The sequence below is a fragment of the Delftia sp. WSY_7 genome (genome assembly GCF_043104845.1).
GTDB classification, from domain to species: Bacteria; Pseudomonadota; Gammaproteobacteria; order Burkholderiales; family Burkholderiaceae_C; genus Comamonas; species Comamonas tsuruhatensis.
Genome location: NZ_JBICLB010000034.1, coordinates 190,144 through 211,708 on the forward strand (window position 1 = coordinate 190,144; position 21,565 = coordinate 211,708).

At 66.4% G+C, this 21,565-nt stretch carries 20 protein-coding genes; 10 read left to right on the forward strand and 10 right to left on the reverse strand.

Annotation, left to right across the window (positions count from 1 at the left end):
- The first annotated feature begins 161 nt into the window (after window positions 1-161).
- The 3 genes from ACF8ME_RS15630 to ACF8ME_RS15640 all read left to right on the forward strand — a co-directional run bounded on the left by ACF8ME_RS15630 (window position 162) and on the right by ACF8ME_RS15640 (window position 2,434).
- Window positions 162-668, forward strand: coding sequence for a glutathione peroxidase (locus ACF8ME_RS15630; RefSeq protein WP_013804566.1), 507 nt, complete (start codon window positions 162-164; stop codon window positions 666-668).
- Between the two features lie 129 nt (window positions 669-797).
- On the forward strand, window positions 798-1,862 hold the full coding sequence (locus tag ACF8ME_RS15635; RefSeq protein ID WP_016452086.1) for an asparaginase: 1,065 nt from the start codon (window positions 798-800) through the stop codon (window positions 1,860-1,862).
- Between the two features lie 113 nt (window positions 1,863-1,975).
- Window positions 1,976-2,434 (forward strand): RDD family protein, encoded by a 459-nt coding sequence (locus ACF8ME_RS15640; RefSeq protein ID WP_392417298.1) that lies wholly within the window; start codon window positions 1,976-1,978, stop codon window positions 2,432-2,434.
- Between the two features lie 102 nt (window positions 2,435-2,536).
- Here ACF8ME_RS15640 and ACF8ME_RS15645 read toward each other — a convergent pair whose 3' ends face one another.
- The 4 genes from ACF8ME_RS15645 to sbcD form a co-directional block, all read right to left on the reverse strand.
- On the reverse strand, window positions 2,537-3,145 hold the full coding sequence (locus tag ACF8ME_RS15645; protein WP_392417300.1) for a hypothetical protein: 609 nt from the start codon (window positions 3,143-3,145) through the stop codon (window positions 2,537-2,539).
- Between the two features lie 207 nt (window positions 3,146-3,352).
- Window positions 3,353-4,291 (reverse strand): GSU2403 family nucleotidyltransferase fold protein, encoded by a 939-nt coding sequence (locus ACF8ME_RS15650; protein ID WP_034366888.1) that lies wholly within the window; start codon window positions 4,289-4,291, stop codon window positions 3,353-3,355.
- A gap of 82 nt (window positions 4,292-4,373) precedes the next feature.
- Window positions 4,374-7,859, reverse strand: coding sequence for an AAA family ATPase (locus ACF8ME_RS15655; RefSeq protein WP_392417302.1), 3,486 nt, complete (start codon window positions 7,857-7,859; stop codon window positions 4,374-4,376).
- Window positions 7,856-9,133 carry an exonuclease subunit SbcD gene (sbcD, locus tag ACF8ME_RS15660; RefSeq protein ID WP_392417304.1) on the reverse strand — a complete coding sequence of 426 codons (1,278 nt, stop codon included), beginning with the start codon at window positions 9,131-9,133 and terminating at the stop codon, window positions 7,856-7,858. The genes ACF8ME_RS15655 and sbcD overlap by 4 nt, the downstream gene beginning before the upstream one ends.
- A gap of 139 nt (window positions 9,134-9,272) precedes the next feature.
- On the opposite strand from sbcD, the gene ACF8ME_RS15665 reads away from it, so the two are divergent.
- Window positions 9,273-9,659, forward strand: coding sequence for a VOC family protein (locus ACF8ME_RS15665; RefSeq protein WP_012202828.1), 387 nt, complete (start codon window positions 9,273-9,275; stop codon window positions 9,657-9,659).
- A gap of 139 nt (window positions 9,660-9,798) precedes the next feature.
- On the opposite strand, the gene ACF8ME_RS15670 is transcribed toward ACF8ME_RS15665, so the two are convergent.
- Both ACF8ME_RS15670 and ACF8ME_RS15675 read right to left on the reverse strand, forming a co-directional pair.
- A complete protein-coding gene (locus ACF8ME_RS15670) occupies window positions 9,799-10,200 on the reverse strand; it encodes a hypothetical protein (RefSeq protein WP_016449868.1) in 402 nt (133 codons plus the stop codon).
- A 32-nt stretch (window positions 10,201-10,232) separates the two neighbouring features.
- Window positions 10,233-10,874 carry an N-acetylmuramoyl-L-alanine amidase gene (locus ACF8ME_RS15675; protein WP_392417305.1) on the reverse strand — a complete coding sequence of 214 codons (642 nt, stop codon included), beginning with the start codon at window positions 10,872-10,874 and terminating at the stop codon, window positions 10,233-10,235.
- Window positions 10,875-11,242: 368 nt separating this feature from the next.
- Here ACF8ME_RS15675 and ACF8ME_RS15680 point away from each other — a divergent pair, with 368 nt between their 5' ends.
- The 3 genes from ACF8ME_RS15680 to ACF8ME_RS15690 all read left to right on the forward strand — a co-directional run bounded on the left by ACF8ME_RS15680 (window position 11,243) and on the right by ACF8ME_RS15690 (window position 14,342).
- Window positions 11,243-11,854 (forward strand): class I SAM-dependent methyltransferase, encoded by a 612-nt coding sequence (locus ACF8ME_RS15680; RefSeq protein ID WP_016449866.1) that lies wholly within the window; start codon window positions 11,243-11,245, stop codon window positions 11,852-11,854.
- The gene (locus tag ACF8ME_RS15685) at window positions 11,851-12,708 is read left to right on the forward strand and encodes a tRNA-uridine aminocarboxypropyltransferase (protein WP_267178277.1); all 858 of its coding nucleotides are present in this window, start codon (window positions 11,851-11,853) and stop codon (window positions 12,706-12,708) included. Before ACF8ME_RS15680 ends, ACF8ME_RS15685 begins: the two co-directional genes overlap by 4 nt.
- A gap of 485 nt (window positions 12,709-13,193) precedes the next feature.
- Window positions 13,194-14,342, forward strand: coding sequence for an acyltransferase (locus ACF8ME_RS15690; RefSeq protein ID WP_016449864.1), 1,149 nt, complete (start codon window positions 13,194-13,196; stop codon window positions 14,340-14,342).
- Window positions 14,343-14,422: 80 nt separating this feature from the next.
- Here the strand turns inward: ACF8ME_RS15690 and ACF8ME_RS15695 are convergent, their stop codons facing one another.
- Both ACF8ME_RS15695 and yjjJ read right to left on the reverse strand, forming a co-directional pair.
- Entirely contained in the window at window positions 14,423-15,070 is a 648-nt protein-coding gene (locus ACF8ME_RS15695) for a DUF924 family protein (protein ID WP_392417306.1), read from the reverse strand.
- 200 nt (window positions 15,071-15,270) lie between these two features.
- Window positions 15,271-16,623, reverse strand: coding sequence for a type II toxin-antitoxin system HipA family toxin YjjJ (gene yjjJ / locus ACF8ME_RS15700; protein ID WP_126311126.1), 1,353 nt, complete (start codon window positions 16,621-16,623; stop codon window positions 15,271-15,273).
- A gap of 495 nt (window positions 16,624-17,118) precedes the next feature.
- On the opposite strand from yjjJ, the gene ACF8ME_RS15705 reads away from it, so the two are divergent.
- From ACF8ME_RS15705 to ACF8ME_RS15715, 3 genes are all read left to right on the forward strand, one after another.
- Window positions 17,119-17,568 carry a DUF1439 domain-containing protein gene (locus ACF8ME_RS15705; protein WP_223275342.1) on the forward strand — a complete coding sequence of 150 codons (450 nt, stop codon included), beginning with the start codon at window positions 17,119-17,121 and terminating at the stop codon, window positions 17,566-17,568.
- A 237-nt stretch (window positions 17,569-17,805) separates the two neighbouring features.
- Window positions 17,806-18,528 carry a glutathione S-transferase C-terminal domain-containing protein gene (locus ACF8ME_RS15710; protein WP_016449860.1) on the forward strand — a complete coding sequence of 241 codons (723 nt, stop codon included), beginning with the start codon at window positions 17,806-17,808 and terminating at the stop codon, window positions 18,526-18,528.
- Window positions 18,529-18,660: 132 nt separating this feature from the next.
- Window positions 18,661-19,707 carry a pirin family protein gene (locus ACF8ME_RS15715; protein ID WP_392417308.1) on the forward strand — a complete coding sequence of 349 codons (1,047 nt, stop codon included), beginning with the start codon at window positions 18,661-18,663 and terminating at the stop codon, window positions 19,705-19,707.
- Between the two features lie 6 nt (window positions 19,708-19,713).
- On the opposite strand, the gene ACF8ME_RS15720 is transcribed toward ACF8ME_RS15715, so the two are convergent.
- Together ACF8ME_RS15720 and ACF8ME_RS15725 are read right to left on the reverse strand one after the other, a co-directional pair.
- Window positions 19,714-20,166, reverse strand: coding sequence for a carboxymuconolactone decarboxylase family protein (locus tag ACF8ME_RS15720; RefSeq protein WP_016452075.1), 453 nt, complete (start codon window positions 20,164-20,166; stop codon window positions 19,714-19,716).
- 16 nt (window positions 20,167-20,182) lie between these two features.
- Window positions 20,183-21,559, reverse strand: a complete 1,377-nt coding sequence (locus ACF8ME_RS15725; RefSeq protein WP_392417310.1) for a lyase family protein — start codon at window positions 21,557-21,559, stop codon at window positions 20,183-20,185.
- Window positions 21,560-21,565 lie beyond the last annotated feature (6 nt).

A 21,565-nucleotide genomic window follows, 5' to 3' on the forward strand; every position in this document is an offset into this window, starting at 1 on the left:
AGCGAAACGGGACCAGGCGGGCCGCTGTGCCCGCCTGTTGCCTTCCAAGGTAAGTTTTTGGCCGCCTGCTGTCTGTGAGACAAGTCCGCATCCCCATGCCCGGCCAGCGCGCCCCCGGGTGTCCCGGCGCTACCATGGATGCTCCACTTCAGGAGCACCGCATGAATGACACCGCCGCCGCGCCCCGCTCGGCCTACGACTTCGAGGCCACCTCCATCACGGGCCAGGCCGTTCCCCTGTCGGACTACCGTGGCAAGGTGCTGCTCATCGTCAACACCGCCAGCGCCTGCGGCTTCACGCCGCAGTACGCGGGACTGCAGGCGCTGCATGAGCAGTACGGCGAGCGCGGCCTGGTGGTGCTGGGCTTTCCGTGCAACCAGTTCGGTTCCCAGGAAAAGGGCAGCGAATCGGAAATCGCCAGTTTCTGCGACCTGAACTTTGGCGTGCGCTTCCCGCTCATGGGCAAGATCGACGTCAACGGCGCCAATGCCCACCCGCTGTACCGCTGGCTCACGGCCGAGGCGCCGGGCGTGCTCGGCACCAAGGCCATCAAGTGGAACTTCACCAAATTCCTCGTCGGCCGCGACGGCCAGGTCATCCGCCGCTATGCGCCGCAGGATGCGCCGGCCAAGCTGTCCACGGACATCGAGGCCGCGCTGGCGCTTTGATGCGTTGATGCGCGTTGATGCGCGCTGATCGCGCCTGTCCATCGGGGTTTCACGCAGGGCCGGCAGCGCGGGCCGGCCGCACGCCATGGTTAGCATGCTCCTTGACATCACAACAAGGAGACAACACCCGTGAAAGCCTTCCGCCGCACCGCCCTCGCCCTGCTCACTGCCTGCACCCTGCCCATGATTGCTACCAGCGCCGCCGCCCAGGACAAGCCCGTGGTCCAGTTCATCGCCACGGGCGGCACCATCGCCATGAAGATCGACCCGGTCAAGAACGCGCCCGTGCCCGCGATCTCGGGCGACGACCTGCTGGCCACCGTGCCCGACGTGGGCAAGTACGCGCGTATCCAGGTCAACAACCTGTCCAACGTGCCCTCCGACTACATGGACCCGGCCCGCTGGGTGCAGCTCACCCAGGCCGTACAGGCCGCCCTGGCCCGCCCTGAGGTGGCCGGCGCCATCGTCTCGCACGGCACGGACACGCTGGAGGAAACCGCCTTCTGGCTGGACCTGACCGTGCAGTCGTCCAAGCCCGTCGTGCTCATCGGCGCGCAGCGCAATGCCTCGGTGTCCGACTTCGACGGCCCGCGCAACCTGCTCAACGCCGTGCGCATCGCCGTGGACCCCAAGGCGCGCGACAAGGGCGCCATGCTGGCCATGAACAATCAGATCAACGCCGCGCGCTACGTTACCAAGACACACACGGCCAACGTGGAGACCTTCCGCTCGGGTGAATTCGGCTTTCTGGGCGAGGTCTACCCGGACCGCGTCAGCTTCGCCTCCGCCCCCGCGCGCCGCCAGCACCTGCCCATCCAGGCGCAGACCATGCCCGAGGTGGAGATCTTCCCCATGTACGGCGGCGCCAACGGCCAGGCCGTGCGCCAGGCGGTGGACCGTGGCGTCAAGGGCATCGTCATCGACGCCCTGGGCATGGGCAACATGAACGTCGCCATGCTCGATGCCGCCAAGTACGCCATCGGCAAGAACGTGCCCGTGGTCGTCAGCACGCGCGTGCACAACGGCCGCGTCATGCCCAGCTACGGCTTCGAGGGCGGCGGCAAGACCTCGTTCGAGGCCGGCGCCGTCATGGCCGACGATCTGCGCGCGCCCAAGGCGCGGATCCTGCTGATGCTGGCGCTGCAGTCCGGCGTGACGGGGCAGAAGGACCTGCAGGCAGTATTCGATCGCTAGTTCGACCGACAGGCCGCCGCAACCCTGCCGCGCAGGCCCTGGCCTTGCGCGGCATTTCTGGCGGGGCACCGAGGTGGCACACTGGCAGCCCCATATGCCAACCAGGGCGCACCATGCAGGATGACGATCTCGAATACGTAGGCTTCTGGGCCCGCACCGGCGCCGCGCTGATCGACACCGTGATCCTGCTCGTGCTCATGCTGCCGGCCCTGATCTCCATCTACGGATGGGAATACCTGGAGTCCGAAAAACTGTTGCACGGCCCGGCCGATTTCGTCATCTCCTGGGTGCTGCCTGCCATTGCCGTCGTCATCTTCTGGATCAAGAAACAGGCGACGCCGGGCAAGATGCTCATCGCCGCCAGGATCGTGGACGCGCAGACCGGCGCGGACATGAGCACACGGCAGGCCGTCATTCGCTACCTGGCCTATTTCGTGTCCATCATTCCGCTGTGCCTGGGGCTGATCTGGGTGGCCTTTGACCCGCGCAAGCAAGGCTGGCACGACAAGATTGCGGGCACCGTGGTGGTCAGGCCCAAGCACCGGGGCGTGCAGCCGGTGAAGTTCCGCTGATATCCATATCGCACGGCTCCAGCGCGCTGGCCGTTTGTGCCTCGGCCTGCTTCAACGCCTTCTGGCTGTCTGCCAGGCTGCGGGCAAGGCCCGCCCCGTGGCTCAATCCTCTTCCAACCCCGGCTCGTCCACCACGAAGCCCGAGCCGTCCTCGTCGCAGAACACGCATTGCTGCACGAAGCTGTCCATGCTGCTGGCATGGAACCAGATCAGGCCCTGGTCTTCGTCGCAAAGCATGTCGGTCTGCTCGTCCACGCTGGCGGCGGCAAAGCCGTTCAGTTCCATTTCTTCGAGGAACTGCTCCAGGTCCTCGCAGCCCGCAAACAGCTCATGGTCCAGGCTGCCGATGCGGCCCTTGAAGGCGCCGTGCAGCACTTCCACGAAGGGGTTGCCGCCGGGGTCATGGCCAATGACCATGAAGTGCGCGGCAAACAGGTTCTCGCGCTGGTGGTCTTCCACGTCGCAGTGCTCCGAGCCTGCGCGGAAGTGGTGCAGGGTGCGCAGCCAGGCGTGGTTGTCGCCGGTCTCGTCGTCGGCCTGCAGGTAGTCCTCGCGGTCGGGCGCCGCTTCGAGCCGGTCGAAGTCCAGGCCGTTCTGCGTGATCAGGAACTGCGCGTAGGCGTCGGAGAAGCCTTGCGCGGCCTGGTAGTCGCGCACCGCCTGGGCGTCGGGCAGGGCCAGGCCGAAGGGATTGGGAAAGCGCACTTGCATGGGACGGTCCTTGAAAAGGAGTGAACGGCGGCCACGCAGGCCGTGCCCGCAGGATGGTGCAGGCGTTGGGAGGCAGTTTGGTGACAGTTCCGTATTGAGCTGCAGCCTGCAAGCAGAGCAGTGGCGCGCAATGACTTCCCGTATGCGCGTTGAGCCCAGACCTGCCTGCTCACAGATTGCACAGGTCTCAGACGTATCCGAAAGCACTCATGGAGGCAAGTACCCGTCCACCAGCGCCTGCACCACGTCCGCTTGCAGTACATCCCGCCTGCGCTTGATGGCCTCTCGCTCGCGCAGGCCGGCCATCCATCGCTTGAACGCGACGAAGGTTGCCGGGTGGACGGTATGCATGCGCGCCATGGCTCCATTGCTGGCGACGATGACGGCTGAAAACGGTGGCGCATCCAGCAGCACGTTGGCACGCCTGGCCTGGGCCACCCAGAAGTCTTCCTCGGCGTCGCTGAGTTTGATGGGGTGGGGATCGTCTGCCACACGTTCGCGACGGATGATGTCCACTTCAAAACCGTCTTTGTTGACGGCCGTGTAGAGCTGGCTTTTGCGCAGGCGGAACGTGCTGTCCACCTTCTTCAGTACGCCGAGCATGGAGCTGTCTACGCGGGCGAGTTGCGTGGCAAATTGCAGCCGCTTGCGGGTATCCCACAACAGGTCCATGTCGCGCGTGGCCAGGGCATCTGCCTGTAGCCGCAAGCCGGCTGCCGCCTCGTAGGCGTAAAGCGCATGCGTTCCTACCACGCGAAAGTGCGGACTCAGCCCGGTGATCGACAGACGGTTGAGCAGCTCCACCACCAGCGGGTCCACCCTGCCTACGCGCAGCGCGCGATTCAGTCGCTGGTGCTGGGCCAATGCGGCCTTGAGCCCGGCCAAACGCTCGGCGCTTTCCTGCTTGCGCTGCATGAAGCGTTCATAGATGGCTTCGGTTTCCGGCGTGCGAAGACCGAGGCTGGTTTCGGCGCCCGCAGGCGTGGTGCGGATCAGGTAGCTGGATTGAGGAGACGACGCCGGACCCGCATGCCAATACATGCCACCGCGTACTTGAGCCCCTTCATCCCGGGCTTCTTCCAGGGCTTCGAAGGTGGATACGGCGTCTATGTACTGGCGGGCCGCTGATGGCTGGAGGTCTTGCATTTCGGTATTTTTTTGAGAATTTCTCTTTTATACCGAAATTCTTTTAAAAACAACAGCCTAAGAGATTTTGAAACGCTTCGGATCACGACGAAACCACCAGCCTCGAATGCCCCACGCCACCGCCTTTCTCCACCCGCACCTGCACGGCGATGCGTTCCTTGAGCGCCTCCACGTGGCTGATGATGCCGATCATCTTGCCGCTGTCGTTGAGCCGGTCCAGCGCGGTGAGTGCGATCTCCAGCGTGTCGGCATCGAGCGTGCCGAAGCCTTCGTCGAGGAACAGGGAGTCGATGGAGGTCTTGTGGCTGACCAGGTCGGACAGCGCCAGGGCCAGGGCCAGGCTGACGAGGAAGGCCTCGCCGCCCGATAGCGTGCGCGTGTCGCGCGGGGTGTCGCCCTGCCAGCTGTCGACGATGTCCAGTTCCAGCTCGCCCTCGGGCTTGCGGCGCAGCAGGTAGCGGCCGTGCAGGCGCGACAGGTGGAGGTTGGCCAGGTGCAGCAGGTGGTCCAGCGTGAGGCCTTGGGCAAAGCGCCGGTATTTGTCCCCCTTGGCCGAGCCGATGAGGCCGTCCAGGTGCTGCCACAGCTCGCTGTCGCTGGCCTGGGCCGCAATGCGCTCGAACAGGGCCTGCTGGCCCTGGCGGCGGCGCTGGTCGTCGGCCAGCTGGGTGCGGGCGCCGCCCAGTTGTTCGCTGAGTGCGTTGCGGCGTTCCTCCAGCGTTTGCAGGCGGGCCTGGATTTCTTCGGGCGCCGCCTCGGTCAGGGCCTGGGCCTGCAGTTGCGCGTGCTCGCGCTGTGCGGCTTCGAGCAGGGTGGCAGCGCGCTGTTGTGCCGCCTGCAGTTGCTGGCGCAGCGCGACCAGGCGCTGGCGTTCGGGTGCGGGGAGCAGGGCCTGCAGGTAGGCGGGCTCGTCAGCAAAGGGACTGGTGCTCAGGGCGGCCTGCCATGCGGATTCGGCCTGGGCCGCTTCCTCGCGCTGGCGGGCCAGCGTGGCCTGGGCCTGTTGCTGCTGGCCTTGCAGGGCATCCTGCTGCCGCGTGAGAGCGGCGATGTCGCTGGCGCATTCGGCCAGGGCCTGCGGCAGCTGTTCCAGGGGCGGTATGGGGAGTGAAGGCGGCTCTGCCACAGCCGTATCGACGGGATGGTGCTGCGCCGTTCTCTGCACCTCGCACTGTGCCTCCCACTGTGTTTCCGACTGCTTTTTCCAGCGCTGCGCATCGGCCTCGGCCGCCTCGCATTCCTTGCGCTGCAAGGCCATCGATTGGGCCAGTTGCTGCAGGTCGTGCCGGGCCTGCTGCCAGTGCTGCCATTCGGCTTCGCGCGCTTCAAGCCAGGGCTGGGCGTCGTCGGGCAGGGTGTGGCCGGCCTCGCCGAGCGAAGCCTGCAACTGCGCGTTCAGCGCCTGGGCTTCGGCCTGCAGGCCGGCGATGGATTGCTGCAGTTCTTCGCGGCGTGCGCTGTGGTCGGCCAGGGCCTGCTGCTGCAGCGCAAGCTGGCCTTGCGCGGTCTGCAGTGTCTGGCGGCTGTGCTGGGCGGCGTCCTTGGCCTGTTGCACGGCCTGCTCGCCTTGCTCGGCGGCCTGCACGGCGCGCTTGAGCGTGTCCAGCTGCCGGGCGCAGGCCTGGGCCGATGCGGCGAGGGTGTCGGCCTGTTGCCAACTGTCTGGCGCGAGTTGCAGGGGTTGCGTGAGGCCCTGCCATGTGTCGTGCCAGCGTGCGATGTCCTGTTCCAGTTCGTCGGCCTGGCGCTGGCGCGCCGCCTGCGCGGCCGTGGTGGCGGCCAGCGTGGCGCGGGCGGTTTCGCCCTGGGTTTGCAGGGCGTCGAGTTCCTCCTGCTTGCGGCGCAGCGCGGCTTCGGTGGCCGAGGCGTCCAGCGCTTCGTAGGCGGCCACGGCCGGGTGCTCTTGCGCGCCGCACAGCGGGCAGGGCTGGCCGGGCTGCAGGGCGTGGCGGTGCTCGGACAGGCTTTGGATGCGCTGCTCCTGGGCCAGCAGTTTTTGCTTGTCACGGACCTGTTCTCGCACGTCTATGTAGCGCGTGCGCAGGGCTTGCCAGGTGTCCGTCTGCTGCTGCGCCAGTGCTGTTCCTTCGCGCAATTCCCGGGCCAGTGTCTGTTGCTGGCGCGCAAGTTCGCGGCGCTGCGCGGCCTGGGTTTCTGCCTGGCGCCACAGGTGCAGGCGGTCCTGCTCTGCCTGCTCGCGCGCGCGCAGCTCGGCCATGCCGCCGCTGCCTTGAAGGCGCTGCGCCTGTTCGTCCTGCGCGTGCTGGAGTGCGGCGCTGGCGCGGGCCTGGGCATCGGTGGCGGCTTGGACCTGGGCCGCGCCGGCTTCGACGCTTTGCGCCATGCGGGCCTGTTCGGCATCCAGCTTGCGCAGGGCCTGCTGCTGGTGGGCCGCCTGCTGTTGCTGGCTGGCGCGCAGCTTGAACTGCTGGCGCCAGCTGCCCAGGCGCTCGCCCAGCAGGGCATGGGCTGCATGGTGGGTGCAGAACTGTTCCAGCGTTTGGTGCTCGGCCTGCTGGCGAGCCAGGGTGTCTTGCGCAGCCTGGGCCAGGCGGGCGGACAGGGCCTGGGCATGGCGGTGCTGCAGCAGCAGGCGGGTCTGGGTCTGCTGTTCGTGCTCGCGCAGTTGCTGCAGTTGCTGGCGGCTGTCATCGCAGGCGGCGGTGCTGCGCTGCCAAGCCTGGTGCAGCGGCTGCAGCGCTTGAGCAGGCTCGTCGTTGGCCAGTCTTTCCAGTTCGGGCGTGGCCTGCTCCAGTGCCTGGGCGGCGTCTGCGCAGCCGGTGCGGGCGGACTGCAGTGTCTGGGTGGCCTGGGCCAGTTGCTGCTGCCATTGGTGCTGGGCCTGGGCGCGCAGGTAGTCGGCCTGCAGCGTGGCCTGCTCCGTCACCAGGCTGTCGGCCTGGGCCTGCAGGGCATCGCGCGCCTCGGGCGTCAGCAACTCCACGCCATCGGCCTGGGCCTTGAGCTGGTCCAGGCGCTGGCGGGCGTCGCGGGCGCGTTCGAAGACTTTCTGCGAGATCAGGCCGTAGATTTCCGTGCCGGTCAGCTCCTCGAGCAGGGCTGCGCGGTCGTTGGCATTGGCTTCGAGAAAGGCCGCAAAGCCGCCCTGGGCCAGCAGCATGGATTTGGTGAAACGCTGAAAGTCCAGCCCGGTGATGGCGGCGGTCTGCTCGAGCTTGTCGCGCGTCTGGCTGCTGAGGATGCTGCCGTCGCCCCGGGCCAGTTCCACCTTGGGCGCCTGCAGTGCGCCATCCACCCTGTCGCGTGCGCGGCGCTGGCTCCAGAAGGCGCGGTAGACCTGTCCCTTGACCTCGAATTCGACCTCGGCCAGGCAGTCGGCCGTGTGGCGCGTCATGAGGTCGTTGGCGGATGCCGAGATGGTCTTCAGGCGCGGTGTCTCGTGGTACAGCGCCAGGCAGATGGCATCGAGCAGGGTGGACTTGCCCGCGCCCGTGGCCCCGGTGATGGCGAACAGGCCGTTGCCCGCGAACGGTGCCTGCGTGAAGTCGATGCGCCATTCGCCCTTGAGCGAGTTGAGATTCTTGAGCCGCAGCGTGAGGATCTTCATGCGCGGGCCTCCTCGCCGTGTTCGCCGGCGCCTGGGTGGGGCGCATCAAGCCCGGCCACCACCTCCTGGTAGCGCCGGGTGAGGGCCTGGGCCAAGCCAGGCTCCAGTGTTTCCAGCGCCAGGCGGCGCTCGAAGACGTCGGCGGGGCTGATCTCGTGCAGCGACTCGCCAGCGGCGGCGGCCATGCCGGCCACCGCCCGGCCGCGCTGGCGCCGAACGCGCAGCAGCTCCACCGGCAGCTCGTCGGCCAGGGCCTGCACGCGGTCGGTGAGCTGGGGCAGGTAGTCGTCCTGCTCCACCACCACCTCCAACCACACGGGCCGTGCAGGGCTGCCGGCCTGGGCGGCGGCGCGCATCAGATCCGGCAAGGCGCTCAGGCGGCCCGCGACCGAGGCCATGGGCTGAAAGCAGGGCACGGGCAGCGGCGTGACGGCCTGCAGCCCTTCGGGGCCCAGGTCCACCAGCAGCATCTGCTTGGACTGGCGGGCCTCGTCAAAGCTCAGCGCAATGGGCGAGCCGCTGTAGCGGATGTGCTCCAGGCCGCCCACTTTCTGCGGCTGGTGGATGTGGCCCAGGGCCACGTAGTCGGCGGGCGGAAAGGCCGAGGTGGGGAAGGCGTCCAGCGAGCCCACATAGATTTCGCGCACGGACTCGCTGCTGCTGGCGCCCACGGTGGTGAGGTGGCCCGTGGCGACGATGGGCAGGCGCTCGCCGCGTGTGGCAGCCAGCGCATCACGGCGAGCGATGGCGGCGTCGTGCACGTTGCGGTAGCAGGCCTCGATGGCGGCCTGCAGCGCCTGCTGTTTTTGCTCGGCGCTTTGGCCCGCCTGGCTCAGCATCACGTCGCGCGGGCGCATGAAGGGCAGGGCGCAGACGATGCAGCCAGGCATGGCAGGCTGGCCCGGCCGGCGCCGCAGCGGCAACTCCACCACGTGGCTGGCCGTCTCGCCCACGGCGGCCACCACGGTGGTGTCCAGGCAGGCCAGCAGCTCGCGGCTTTCGGCCAGCGTGGCCACGGAGTCATGGTTGCCGCCCAGCAGCAGCAGGGCCACGCCCGCCGCGTGCAGGCGCACCACGAGCTGGCTGTACAGCTCGCGCGCATAGCTGGGCGGCGCGCCGGTGTCGAAGATATCGCCCGCGATGAGCACGGCATCCACCGCCTGGGCATCGACCTGCTCCAGCAGCCAGTCGATGAGCGCAGCGTGCTCTGCCTGGCGGCTCTTGCCCATGAAGTGCTGGCCCAGATGCCAGTCGGAAGTGTGAAGAAGGCGCATGGTTTCGGTATCGCGGTATCGGTCCAATGTCCGCCGGCTCTGGCGGGGGCGACAGTATGGTCGCTGGCGCGCATGGGTGACAGCAGGACGGCTTGCCGCAGCTAACATCCCGGTTCGCATCAACCAAGGAGACACAGGCATGTTCAGCCACGTCATGGTCGGGGTCAACGACCTCGAAAAATCCAAGCAGTTCTACGACGCATTCCTGGGCGCGCTCGGCATTGCGCCGGGCATGGCCAACAAGAACCGCTATTTCTACCGCAGCGCGGGCGGCACGTTTGCCATTTCCACACCGATCAACGGCGAGGCTGCCTGCCACGGCAATGGCGCGACCATCGGCTTTGCGACGCAGTCGCCCGAGCAGGCCGACGCGGCCCATGCCGCCGCCGTGGCAGCCGGGGGCGTGACCTGCGAGGATCCGCCCGGCTGGCGCGAGGCTTCGCCCGGTGGCCGGCTGTACTTGGCCTATGTGCGGGATCTGGATGGCAACAAGCTGTGTCTGTTGCATCGGCCGCCGAAGGCCTAAGTTTCTGACCGTGCCGGACGGTGTTTTTTCGGGGCTGGAGCCCTGACGTCGAAACGCCAAAATGCAAATAGCCGATGTGCCATAGCTGCACTCGGCTGTTTTTATTGCGATTGGCCAACGTGGTGCCGCGCCAGAACAATCACCATTGAAATGGCTTGAACTTGCATTTTGGGCAGTGCAATACCGTCTTGTCCCTGCCCTCCAGGAACAGCGCACCGCCCCGGAACTGGTTGATGCTCCAACTTCCACGGCTGCCATCGCTGAATGCGATTTCGCCGCTTGCATAGCAGGGCGACCAGTCTAGCGTGTAGTGTGCGTCGTTTTCGTTGGTGGTTTTTGCCTGTTGAAAATAACGGCGCACCTGGGAGATGGTCAGGACAAAGTTGGCGCAACTCACCGCTGGGTCTTTTTCGACGGGCGATTTGGCCGCGTTTTCCTGGATGGTGATCTGGCTGATCTTGGGAAGTATCAGTGGGCACAGTGGCGGCTCGAACTCTGAGCCTTTTGTGCATTGATTGGCGGCGGAGGCGGTGCTAGCCATAACAACTAGCAGGGGTAAGGTTAATAGTGATCTCACCATTTTGCTGAAATCGCTTCCGTAGGATTTTTTCTAGAGACTTCTGGGTGCCTGAAAACTTCGCTCATAGATATTCTTAGTGTCAGCGTTAATTCCGCGATAAGCCACTGTAGTGCATTGTTCTGCTCGCTTGTAACGGCCTGATAAGTTTTCTTTTCGTCTGGTATGTTCCCGCCACGAGGAAGTGCTTCACCTACCAATTCAATGCCAATGCTGTCTTGGTTGGCCGGAAATCGTGCTGGAACCTTTTTCAGCATCTCGCGCTTGTTCTCTTGGGTTGGATTGAAGCGTTGTAACGATTTTAATTCAACTGGCGTGCATCGCTTTTCCAGTAAACAACGCGCTTTTATTTTGCCAATGTGCCATGTTTGTTTGTAAAGGGAAGCGGTTTGATATATTGTTCCATCTTTCTCTATCAGGAAATGTGCTCCATTTGCTGATGGGTTTTTGTAACTATCAATTGAAGACTGTGCTGTCGATCCTCCAGTTTGATGAACAATGATGCCATGAATTTCCTTCATTTCACCACGTTCAATGGTGGGTGCGATGGCTCGCTTTATAAGGGAGTGGATTGCTATTCCATTTCTATCAATTATTAGCATTTTAGTACCAATGATGTAGGCCTTCCGATGGCCCATGGGTGTTAATTTGGTATTTTGCTGGATATCGTAATTGCCGTTGATATGTTAGCCATGATGGTTATTGAGTGGTTGGATTGAATTTGTAAAATTATGCAATCCTGATCTTTTTGTCATATCTCGCAGTTTTTTAGATGTTTGGGCGGCTGTTGTTGTGATCTGATATGCAAATCAGTCTGTCTTGCGGAGTAGCAACTGTCTTGGCTTATGCGGGCGATCAAGAAATTGGTCGACAACCGGACAGGCCCGGCCTCGGAAAAAAGCATCACCCGGCAGGGGCAAAAAACACGCGTTCCCATACCCACTGCCCTCTGCGCCATACTCCCGCCCGAACGCGCCCACCGGGCGCTCACCCCCAAGGAGAATGCGTGCAATCAGCAAGTGACCAGTGGTTCGACGAGGCGTACTACCAGCGCTACTACTTCGACAAGAAGACCAGCGTGGTCGACACCGAGCATGTGAACCGGCTGGGCGCTTTCGTGTGTTCCTATCTGAACTATGTGCGGGTGCCGGTGCGCCGCGTGCTGGATGTGGGCTGCGGCATCGGTCTGTGGCGCGAGGCGGTGCAGCGCCACTTCCCCGGTGCCAGCTACCACGGCGTGGAGTTCAGCGAGTACCTGTGCGGACGCTTCGGCTGGGAGCGCGGCTCGGTGGTGGACTATGCGGCGCATGATCCTGCAGAGCCCTTCGATCTGGTGATCTGCCAGGGCGTGCTGCCCTATCTGAGCCCGCCGGATCTCAAGCGCGCGCTGGCCAATCTGGGGCGGTTGAGCCGAGGCGGCCTGTATGTGGAGGCAGTGGCGCGCGAGGATTACGAACGCGGCGTGATCGATGAGGATCTGACCGATCCGCGCCTGTTCCGCCACCGGGCCGATCTGTACCGGCGCGGGCTGGCCGAGCATTTCAAGGAACTGGGCGGCGGCGTGTGGCTGAGCCGCCGCGCCGAGCTGCCGCTGTTCGAGCTGGAAAGCGTGGGATGAGCATGGAGCTGCCTGCCCAGGCGCCGGTGTCTCCGGTGCCCCTGTCCTATTTGCGTGGCGTGGATTCGGGCGTGGCGCCGCATGCGGTGTCGCGCCTGCGCACGCAGCGGCTGGCGCGCAGCACGCGGCCGTTCCTGTCGCGCGGCGGGCCGCGCGGTGAGCGCTGCGAGGGTTGCCGGCTGCGGCCTTCGCACTGCATCTGCGCGCTGCGGCCCATGCTGCCGACGCGGGCAGGCTTTTGCCTGCTGATGCACGATGCAGAGCCGCTCAAGCCCAGCAACACGGGCTGGCTGATCGCCGATGTGGTGGAGCAGACGCACGCCTTCGGCTGGGCGCGCACCGAGGCCGATGCGGGCCTGCTGGCGCTGCTGGCCGATCCGCAGTGGCAGCCCTATGTGGTGTTTCCGGGCGAGTTTGTACAGCCGCCGCATCGCGTGGTGCACACGCTGCCGGTGCCCCAGGCCGCGGTCATGCCGGGCCAGGAGCGGCGCCCGCTGTTCATCCTGCTGGACGCGACCTGGCCCGAGGCGCGCAAGATGTTCCGCAAGAGCCCTTACCTGGACCGCTTTCCGGTGCTGAGCCTGCACCCGGATCAGGTCTCGCAGTACCGCCTGCGCCGCTCCCAGCGCGAAGACCACTTCTGCACCAGCGAGGTGGCCGCCCTGTGTCTGGAGCTGACGGGCGATGCGGGCGACCGGCGCGCGGGCCGCGCGCTGGAGAGCTACCTGGCGCTGTTCACCGAGCACTATCTGCGCGCCAAGAACCAGCAGCCGGTGCAGGCAGACAGTGCCGCGCACCGGGGTCTGCAGGACGCCGTCTCATCCCGCTGTACGCCTGAAGAAAAAAAACGATAGCGGTAAACGCTTGTGTTCATTGGGATTGGCGTCGTTTTGTTCCAAATTGTTGACGGCACATCCATCGCACCGGCCCGGTGTGCGCCGGTGGCTTCACGGGGTGGAATGGGCCAGGGTGCAGCGGCGCCAGCACAAACCTCCTGTTACGTTCTGGCTGCAGGGCGCCTCCCATACTCGCGGCGTGCGAAGAAAGGCGGGTGGACGGCAGGGCGGGGGCATAGGATCCCGGGCTGAATGTCCATCGAACCTCGTCCCCGGGCGGTGATGGCTAGAATTGGATTTCGCTGAAATTCATCGGCCTGGCCCCGCTCAAGCGGGGCTTGTTCGTGCACGCAGGGCTGTCCGTCGAGGTGGCCCGCATCCTCAGGGCGCGCCGCACCGCGGCACGCGGATTGCTGTTCACCGCATCCGCCGGGAACCTTGGGACGTGCCGTCTCTCTTATCGCGCTGGACCATGCGTTGCACCCTTCGGGGCCGGCTGCGCCATGGCCGCGTGCTCCATTTTCTTGGGGTTTGTTCATGGCTCGGGGCCCATTGCTCCGGCGTTGGAAAGGTGTCCGGTTTTGGTGGTCAAGGATTTCAAACTGCGCTACAACCCCGCCCTTGACGGGCTGCGGGGCGTGGCGATCCTGTTGGTGATCTTGTCGCACTCCCATGCGCCTCTGTTTGATGGCGCGTTCTTCGGGGTCGACCTGTTTTTCGTGCTCAGCGGCTATCTGATCACTTCGCTGCTGCTGATGGAAAACGATTCCGAGGGCCGCATCGGCTTCTGGCGCTTTTACCGCCGCCGCTTCTTCCGCCTGATGCCGGCGCTGGCCCTGTTTCTGGCCGCGTACTGCATCTTCGCGCCCATGCTGTGGCCGGACCTGAACGACATCTACTCCGATGCGCTGGTCTCCATCCTCTATCTGGCCGACTACGGCATCGCCTTCTTCGACAGCCCGGACACGCTGCTGCACATGTGGTCGCTGTCGGTGGAGGAGCACTTCTACCTGATCTGGCCGCCGCTGCTGGTGCTTCTGCTGCGCTTTTCCAAGCCGGGCCGCCTGTGGCGCCCGATTGCCCTGCTGTGGGCGCTGAGCTGGCTGTGGCGCGTGTACTGGGTGGACCAGGGTCAGCACTTCTATGAGATCTTCTTCCGCTTCGATACCCGCGCCTCGGGCCTGTTCGCCGGTGCGCTGCTGGCGGCGCTGATGATCGAGCGCCCGGACTTCATCGCTGCGCTGAAGGCGCGCATGCACCACGCCATGTGGGTGCCGCTGGCCGTGCCGCTGTTGATGGCGCTGCAATGGGACAACCAGGACGCCATGGTCTGGGGCATCACCGTGGTGGAGTGCGCGGCCGTTGTGCTGCTGGTGGCGGTGAGCCAGGGCTCGGGCCTGGTCTACGACATGCTGTCGTCGCCCATGCTGGTGAAGCTGGGACGCCTGTCCTATGGCGTCTATCTCTGGCACTACCCGGTGGTGCGCTATCTGCGCGCCGACTTCTCGTGGCCCGTGGTCGTGGTGCTGGGCCTGGCGATCTCGGTGGTGCTGTCGGCGCTGTCCTTCTACACCATCGAGCGCTGGGCGCTGCGCATGCGTGATGGCGAGCGCAAGGGCGGCGAGCGCCAGCCGCAGGCGCAGCCGGCCTGAATGCCGGCAGGGCGCCGAAAGCAAAAAAGGGAACGTTGGCACGTTCCCTTTTTTGTGGGTGAAGGAGATCTGCTGCGCTCTCAGAACCCTGCGCCGGGCTGGGACAGGTACTGCAGTTCCTCGGGCGTGCTGGTGCGGCCCAGGACGGCATTGCGGTGCGGAAAGCGGCCGTAGCGCACGATGACGTCGCGGTGCCGGTGGGCGTAGTCCAGCGTGCCGGCCAGGAACTCGCGTACGCCCTCGCCGCCAGTGTCACCGGCCTGGTCGGCCAGTGCCTGGAAGGCGGCCACGCTGCGGTCCTGCAGGGCCAGGTCCTCGGCATGCTCCAGCGGCAGGTAGCAGAAGATGCGCGCCACGGCAGGCAGGTCGGCATGGCGGTCATGGCCCAGGGCGATGCCGTCCAGCGCCAGTTGCAGCGCCTGCGGGTCGCCTGCAAAGCTGCGCGCCGTGCCCCGGAACAGGTTGCGCGTGAACTGGTCCAGCAGCACGATCAGCGCCAGCCTGCCCAGCGCCGTGCCGGCCCAGGCGTCGAGTCGGCCGGCCAGCGCGTCTTCGACCAGGGCACCGAAGCGCTCGCGGATCTGGTTGTCGGTGGCATCGGACTTGATGAACCACAGGTTCTTGCAGGCCAGGGCGCTTGCATTGTCGGGGCGGGTGGAGCCCAGCCAGTAGCCGAGCACGTCGGCAATGCGGGGGTCTGCGGCGGAGGAGGGTGCAATGCTGGTCATCGGGGGCCCGTGTCTGGTCGGATGAGGAAAGCTTCGATTGTGCAGGCGGTGGCGGGCCGAGGCTGTGGATGGCCGGTTCTCCGCAGATGGATAACAGGTTGCGCAGAGGTTTTTCCAACCAATATGCACAGATTTTTCAAGAGAATTTCTATTGGTTATCAACAGGTTGCGCCATTGATTCCATTGGAGGTGCTTGAAAATCAAGCGGCAAGGGCATCAAGATTGCTTTCGGCAATACTGCGGAATTCCCCGGAGATGCGCGCATCCTGCGCCACGGCCCGCCAGAAGCGCCGCGCCAGTGCCTGGGCGCGCGGCCATTCGGCCAGCGTGGCGGCCGTGGGGCGCGGGGGCTGGGCGCTGAAGTCGCGCTCCACGATCTCGCCATTGATGGGCATGTAGAGCATGGGCAGCATGTCGTAGGTGGGCGACAGCGCCCAGTCGCCCTGCGGCTGCGGCAGCACGAAGGAGATGTTGCCGTAGTGCCGGTCGGTGTTGGCGATGAGTTGGCCGTAGGCCTCGAGCAGGCGCAGGCTGCGCGCATCGGTCTCGGTGATGAGGCCACGCGCCGCCAGGCGGCTGGCCGTGGCGGCCCAGTTGTCCACCTCGCCCACGTACTGGGCATTGAGCACCTGCAGGGAGACCATGCCTATGCGTCCGGGGTTGCGGTCCGGCGGCGGTGCGCAGCCCGGCTCGGGCTGGCTGCGATCGAAGCGCTCCGATTCGAGAAAGGCCCGGCCGCCATCAATGAACAGCCGCGTGCGCGCGGCGGGCAGGCCGTCTTCGGCCAGGGTCTGCAGCGCCAGATGCTCGCAGACCAGCAGGTCGCGTATGCGCTGCTCGGCCGGCGCGTCGCCTGCCGGGGAGAACTTGACGATGACGCTGCGCCCGGCCGTGGTGCAGCAGAACTTGGGCTGCTCGCCGCCCGCCGACGAGCCCGGATGCGTGCCCTGCATGGCCTGCATGGCTAGGCGCGGATACTCGGCCGGCGACTCGGCGCGCAGCGCGCGGGCGGGCAGGGTGTGGAAGCGCTCGAACGCGGCTTCGCCCACGATGAGGTTGCCCGGCAGGTCCTCGCCGAAGCGGGCCAGGGCGCGCAGCACGTCGTCCTCGCCCCATTGGCGCGGGTCGCCGCCCAACTGCAGTTCGGGATGGCTGTGCGCAAAGGTGCGGCCGATGAAGCCCTGGGGCCGCATGTCGTCCAGGAACCAGGGCAGGCCGTCGTGCTGCTCGCTGAGGCCATCGGCCTCGTCCACCCAGAAGCCGCCGCCGTGCAGCGCGATCATGCGGCCGAAGGGCGATGCGTGGCCTTCGGTATCCACGCGCATGATGGCCACCTCGGCGCCCACGCCCGTCACCTGGCGCGGCAGCACATAGCGCTGCGTGCGCGCCGCACCCACCTTGCGCACCTGGCCCGACCGGATCAGCGGCGCCAGCGCGCGCGACACGGTGGGCTGGCTCACGCCCAGCATCTGCTGCAGCTCGCGCGCCGCCAGCGCACCGCCCTGGCGGCGCAGTGCCGCCAGTACCTGGGTGGAGAGGTCTTCCAAGGCCATGGGAATCAATTGATGAATGAATAAAAATAAGGGGTAATTTATTAAAAATCAATGATTTATGCAAATCAATGAATGAATATATGAATAGATTCATGCGCCGGTGGAGGGCCGTGCCCAAGGCCGCGGCAAAGCTGGGCGGGCGGGAGGGCCGGCCAGAAGGATTGGGTGATGTTTCCGTACGGAGGGCGGTACTGCCTATGTCCGATGGGCACTCGCTGTGAAGCGCCTTCGCGCGTGCCGGGCAACACCCACTGCAGGGACAGGGAATAGCCCCTGGCGGGACAATGCCGATCTCAAAAAACATAGCGCCATGCGTATGGCATGCATGGCGCTTCAGGGTTTCGTGTCGGGCTTTCTGGGGCTTGTGCTGTCGTGATGAATCGCCGCTTTTTGTTGATGGTCCTGGCCACGGGCTGCAGCCTGGCTGCGACCGGATGTTCGGGAAAGTCCGGGCCTGGAAATGTCTCGATTTCGCGGCAAAGGCTGCAGGAGGTGGTGGCCCAGCGCTTTCCACGGCAATTCCCCGTGGCCGGCATGCTGCAGCTCAAGCTGCATTCGCCGGTGCTGGGATTGCTGCCCGAGCGCAACGCGCTCAATGCGGTGTTGCAGGCCGATCTGTCGGGACCCGTGCTCAAGCAAGCCTATGGCGGCCATCTGAACCTGGACTTCGCGCTGCGCTACGAGCCCACGGACCGCACGCTGCGCGCCCACCAGATCAAGGTCAACAGCCTGGTCATCAACGACCTGGCCCCCGCCATGAGCGACATGATCACCACCTACGCCAGCGCCCTGGCCGAGCAGGCGCTGGGCCAGCTCGTGCTCTACCAGCTGCAGGACAAGGACCTGGCCCTGATGGACTCTCTGAACATGGAGCCCGGCGCCATCACGGTGACGCCGGACGGCCTGAGCGTGGCCCTGGTCCAGAAGCCCGTCGCGCCGCGCTGAGAGCTGTGCCGGGCGGGCGATGCACGGTTCAGCCGTGCGCCTCCATCCGAGCGCCTCGGTAGCCGGTGCATGGCGGCGAGCGGGGAGACTGGCCATGCAATCTGCGTGGGTTGTCATGACCCGGCGGCAGGGCCGGGTCCGCCGTTATTTGGCGTGCCAAGCATGGCTGGGCGCCGAACGCTACGATGCAGCGGCCATCGATTTCTTGGCGAACCCGTCCAGCCTTCAAGGTGCCCCATGACTCCACAGAATCCGCTTTCCGCCTTTTCCGTCACGCGCAAGTGGCCGGCCATGCAGCCGGACCGCATCCAGCTGTATTCCCTGCCCACGCCCAACGGCGTCAAGGTGTCGATCGCTCTGGAGGAGATGGGCCTGCCGTATGAGGCGCACCGCGTGGGCTTCGAGAGCAATGACCAGCTCTCGCCCGAGTTCGTGGACACCTTTCCCAACAACAAGATCCCGGCCATCCTGGACCCGCAGGGTCCGGGCGGAAAGCCGCTGGCGCTGTTCGAGTCGGGCGCCATCCTGGTCTACCTGGCCGAGAAGTCCGGCAGCCCGCTGCTGCCCGCCGACCCGGCCGCGCGCTATGAAACGCTGCAGTGGCTGATGTTCCAGATGGGTGGCGTCGGCCCCATGTTCGGCCAGCTGGGGTTCTTCCACAAATTCGCGGGCAAGGACTTCGAGGACAAGCGCCCGCGCGACCGCTACGTGAACGAGTCCGTGCGCCTGCTGGGTGTGCTGGAGCGCCGCCTCGCAGGCCGCGCCTGGGTGATGGGCGAGCAGTTCACCATTGCCGACATCGCCCTGTGGCCCTGGGTGCGCAACATGGTGGTGGAGCAGGGCTACAACGCGGCCGAACTGCTGGGCTGGGAGCGCTTTCCCGAGCTGCAGCGCGTGCTGGCCGCCTTCGTGGCGCGCCCGGCCGTGCAAAAGGGCCTGGTGACGCCGCCGCGCAACTGAGCCGGCGGGCGTTGCATTCCTGGGCCGCACTGTCCCAGCCATGGTGGCTTTCAAAACGGGCGCGGGGGCCGCATCTGTCCGAGAATGCAGCGCCCCCTTTTTTCTTGCGGGCGCAGCCTCACAGGAGCCACGATGACCGCAGCCACCACCCCCGTCCTCCAGAGCCAGCCGCTGGGCCCGCTGTGGCCCACCATGGACCCCTTCCTGTTCTGTGCCCACCATGACGATGCCTATCCGCCCAGCGATGGCCGACTGGGCGTGCAGGCCGTGGACCTGGAAGGCCGCCAGATGGGCAGCGACTTCAGCCGTAAGGACGGCTTTTCCATGTACCACGGCGATGGCGTGCCGGGCTTTCCCGGCCATCCGCACCGCGGCTTCGAGACCGTGACCCTGGTGCGCAAGGGCCTGATCGACCATTCCGATTCGCTGGGCGCGGCCGCGCGCTTTGGCGGCGGCGACGTGCAGTGGCTGACGGCCGGCAAGGGAATCCAGCATTCGGAGATGTTCCCGCTGCTCAACAGCGACGCGCCCAATCCGCTGGAGCTGTTCCAGATCTGGCTGAACCTGCCTGCGCGCTCCAAGATGGTGGAGCCGCACTTCACCATGTTCTGGAATGAGCGCATCCCGCGCCTGGAGCACGCAGACGCCGCAGGCCGCAGGACCGTGGTCACCGTGGTCGCAGGCAGCCTGCCCGGCACGGCGGCCGCCCTGCCTCCGCCGCCCGAATCCTGGGCCTCGCAACCCGAGGGCGACGTGGCCATCTGGACGCTGCGCCTGGAGCCCGGCGCACGCTGGACGCTGCCGCGCGCAGCCGGCGTGGACACGCAACGCATGCTGTATTTCTTTGCAGGCCAGGCACTGCAGGTCGGGCCCACGGCCCTGGCCCAGCATGCGGCCCTGCATGTGGATGCCACGCAGGACTGGGAGCTGCACAACAGCGGCGCCGACCCCGTGGAATGCCTGGTGCTGCAGGGCCGCCCCATTGGCGAGAGCGTGGCGCAGTACGGCCCCTTCGTGATGAACACGCAGCAGGAAATCATGCAGGCCATGCAGGACTACCGGCGCACCCAGTTCGGCGGATGGCCCTGGGCCGAGCAGGACCCGGTGCATGGCGCAGAGAACCGGCGCTTTGCGCGCTACCCGGGCGCTGCGGCCGAGGAACAGCCGCCGGCCGCCTGAGTCCGGTCAGGCCGTGTCTGAGGGTGGATGAAAGCTGGCCGGCGCGGGCGTGCGCCCCAGCTCCTTGAGGATCTTCAGCGTGATGGCCATGCCGGTGTTGCCTGCGGGCACGCCGGCATAGACGGCGGTCTGCAGCAGCACTTCGCGGATGGTGTCCAGGTCCAGCGGCGCGGCCTCGGCATCGGCCGGGTCGGCCAGCAGCCCTGTGCGGATGTGCAGCTCGAACTCTTCCCAGCGGCCCATGGAGGCCGTGATGGCCAGCACCATGATGCGGCGCGTGCGGCGCTCCAGGCCGGGGCGGCTCCAGATGCCGTCCCAGGCATAGGCCGTGATCATGCGCTGGAACTCCACATTCAGTTCGTTGGCGCGCGCCACGGATTGGTCCACCCATTCATCACCCAGCACGCGGCGGCGGTTGGCAAGGCCGCGCTGCAGGGCGTCGGCGGAAGGTTCGGTCATGGCGGGGGTTCCTGTGTCAGGCATGGGAATGGGCATTGGCGTGGGCGTGGGTCTGCGGCGCTGCCAGCAGCGCCAGGCACGCATCATGCGATGCCTGCACGGCGCGTGCCGGGTCGCAGGCCCGGGCCAGCGCATCTTGCAGCGCTTGCAGGGCTGCTGCGTCCAGCCGGGGCGCGGCCCATTCGGCCAGCAGCAGGCGCAGCTCGCGCCCCTGCTCCAGCGCCTGCGGGGCCAGCAGCTCCACGGCGGCCAGGGCCTCGGGCTTGCCTGTCCAGGGCGCCATGGCGTGCACGCAGGCCTCTGAAAACACCAGTCCGTGCAGGCCCCGCACATGGCCCAGCATGCGCTGCGGATGCACCTGCAGCGACTGGGCGGCCTGGCGCAATGCGGCGGCGGCGCCATGCACATGGCGCCACAGATCGGGCCAGTGGGCGACCTCGGCCTGCCACTCGCCCAGCGCGCGTTCATGGGCCTGGGCCATGCAGCCCAGCAGCAGGGCCGCGAGTTGGGGGATGGCCTGGGCCTGTGCCACCGCCTGCATCAGGTGCACGGGATTGCGCTTGTGCGGCATGGCGCTGGAGGTGCTGCCCCGCGGCGCCTCGGCGATCTCGCCCACCTCGTACTGCGCCATCAGCGACCAGTCCCGGGCCAGCTTGGCCAGGCTGCCGCCGCACACAGCCGCTTCCATGGCCAGGCGCATCCAGTCGTCGCGCTGCGTATGCCAGCTGCGGCCGCAGGCCGACAGGCCCAGGCGCCTGGCCAGTGCCTGCTCCACCTCGGCACGGTGGCTTCCCAGCACGGCGCCATTGCCCACGGCACCGCCCAATTGCACGCACAGCGCAGCGGCGGCAAGCCTTTCAAACTGTTCGATGCTGCGCCCCACGGCGGCAGCCGACTGCGCGCACTTGAATCCGAAGCTGGTGATCTGCGCGGGCTGCAGCAGGCTGCGCGCCAGCATGGGCGTGGCCGCGTGCGTGCGGGCCAGGGCCTGCAGTGCGGACTGCAGCGCGCCCAGCTCGGCCAGCAGCGCCTGCAGGGCCTGCTGCGTGAGCAGGGCCTGCGCCGTGTCCACGGCGTCCTGCGTGGTCGCGCCCCAGTGCAGCCAGGGCAGGCCTTCCGGGGCGTGGGCCTGCAGCCACTGCTGCAGCGGCCGCACCACGGCCAGGCCCAGCGCGCCGCTGGCACGCGCCTGCTCCACCACGTCTTCGCACGTGAGCGGCGCCTGCACGCAGGCGCGCGCAATGGCCTCGGCGGCCGGGCGCGGAACCAGGCCGCAGTCGGCCTGGGCCTGGGCCAGCGCGCTCTCGAAGCGCAGCAGCGCGTCCAGCCAGCGCGCGTCTGCAAACCAGTGGCCGCTGTCGGCCGGGCCCAGATAGTCCTTCACCAATGACATGCTGTC

Excerpts from the sequence above, each read along its gene's own strand:
- ACF8ME_RS15630 (WP_013804566.1), top strand. The coding sequence starts at position 162 with ATGAATGACACCGCCGCCGCGCCCCGCTCGGCCTACGACTTCGAGGCC.
- ACF8ME_RS15640 (WP_392417298.1), top strand. The coding sequence starts at position 1,976 with ATGCAGGATGACGATCTCGAATACGTAGGCTTCTGGGCCCGCACCGGC.
- ACF8ME_RS15645 (WP_392417300.1), bottom strand. The coding sequence starts at position 3,145 with ATGCAAGTGCGCTTTCCCAATCCCTTCGGCCTGGCCCTGCCCGACGCC.
- ACF8ME_RS15650 (WP_034366888.1), bottom strand. The coding sequence starts at position 4,291 with ATGCAAGACCTCCAGCCATCAGCGGCCCGCCAGTACATAGACGCCGTA.
- ACF8ME_RS15655 (WP_392417302.1), bottom strand. The coding sequence starts at position 7,859 with ATGAAGATCCTCACGCTGCGGCTCAAGAATCTCAACTCGCTCAAGGGC.
- sbcD (WP_392417304.1), bottom strand. The coding sequence starts at position 9,133 with ATGCGCCTTCTTCACACTTCCGACTGGCATCTGGGCCAGCACTTCATG.
- ACF8ME_RS15665 (WP_012202828.1), top strand. The coding sequence starts at position 9,273 with ATGTTCAGCCACGTCATGGTCGGGGTCAACGACCTCGAAAAATCCAAG.
- ACF8ME_RS15670 (WP_016449868.1), bottom strand. The coding sequence starts at position 10,200 with ATGGCTAGCACCGCCTCCGCCGCCAATCAATGCACAAAAGGCTCAGAG.
- ACF8ME_RS15675 (WP_392417305.1), bottom strand. The coding sequence starts at position 10,874 with ATGGGCCATCGGAAGGCCTACATCATTGGTACTAAAATGCTAATAATT.
- ACF8ME_RS15685 (WP_267178277.1), top strand. The coding sequence starts at position 11,851 with ATGAGCATGGAGCTGCCTGCCCAGGCGCCGGTGTCTCCGGTGCCCCTG.
- ACF8ME_RS15690 (WP_016449864.1), top strand. The coding sequence starts at position 13,194 with ATGGCCGCGTGCTCCATTTTCTTGGGGTTTGTTCATGGCTCGGGGCCC.
- ACF8ME_RS15695 (WP_392417306.1), bottom strand. The coding sequence starts at position 15,070 with ATGACCAGCATTGCACCCTCCTCCGCCGCAGACCCCCGCATTGCCGAC.
- yjjJ (WP_126311126.1), bottom strand. The coding sequence starts at position 16,623 with ATGGCCTTGGAAGACCTCTCCACCCAGGTACTGGCGGCACTGCGCCGC.
- ACF8ME_RS15710 (WP_016449860.1), top strand. The coding sequence starts at position 17,806 with ATGACTCCACAGAATCCGCTTTCCGCCTTTTCCGTCACGCGCAAGTGG.
- ACF8ME_RS15715 (WP_392417308.1), top strand. The coding sequence starts at position 18,661 with ATGACCGCAGCCACCACCCCCGTCCTCCAGAGCCAGCCGCTGGGCCCG.
- ACF8ME_RS15720 (WP_016452075.1), bottom strand. The coding sequence starts at position 20,166 with ATGACCGAACCTTCCGCCGACGCCCTGCAGCGCGGCCTTGCCAACCGC.
- ACF8ME_RS15725 (WP_392417310.1), bottom strand. The coding sequence starts at position 21,559 with ATGTCATTGGTGAAGGACTATCTGGGCCCGGCCGACAGCGGCCACTGG.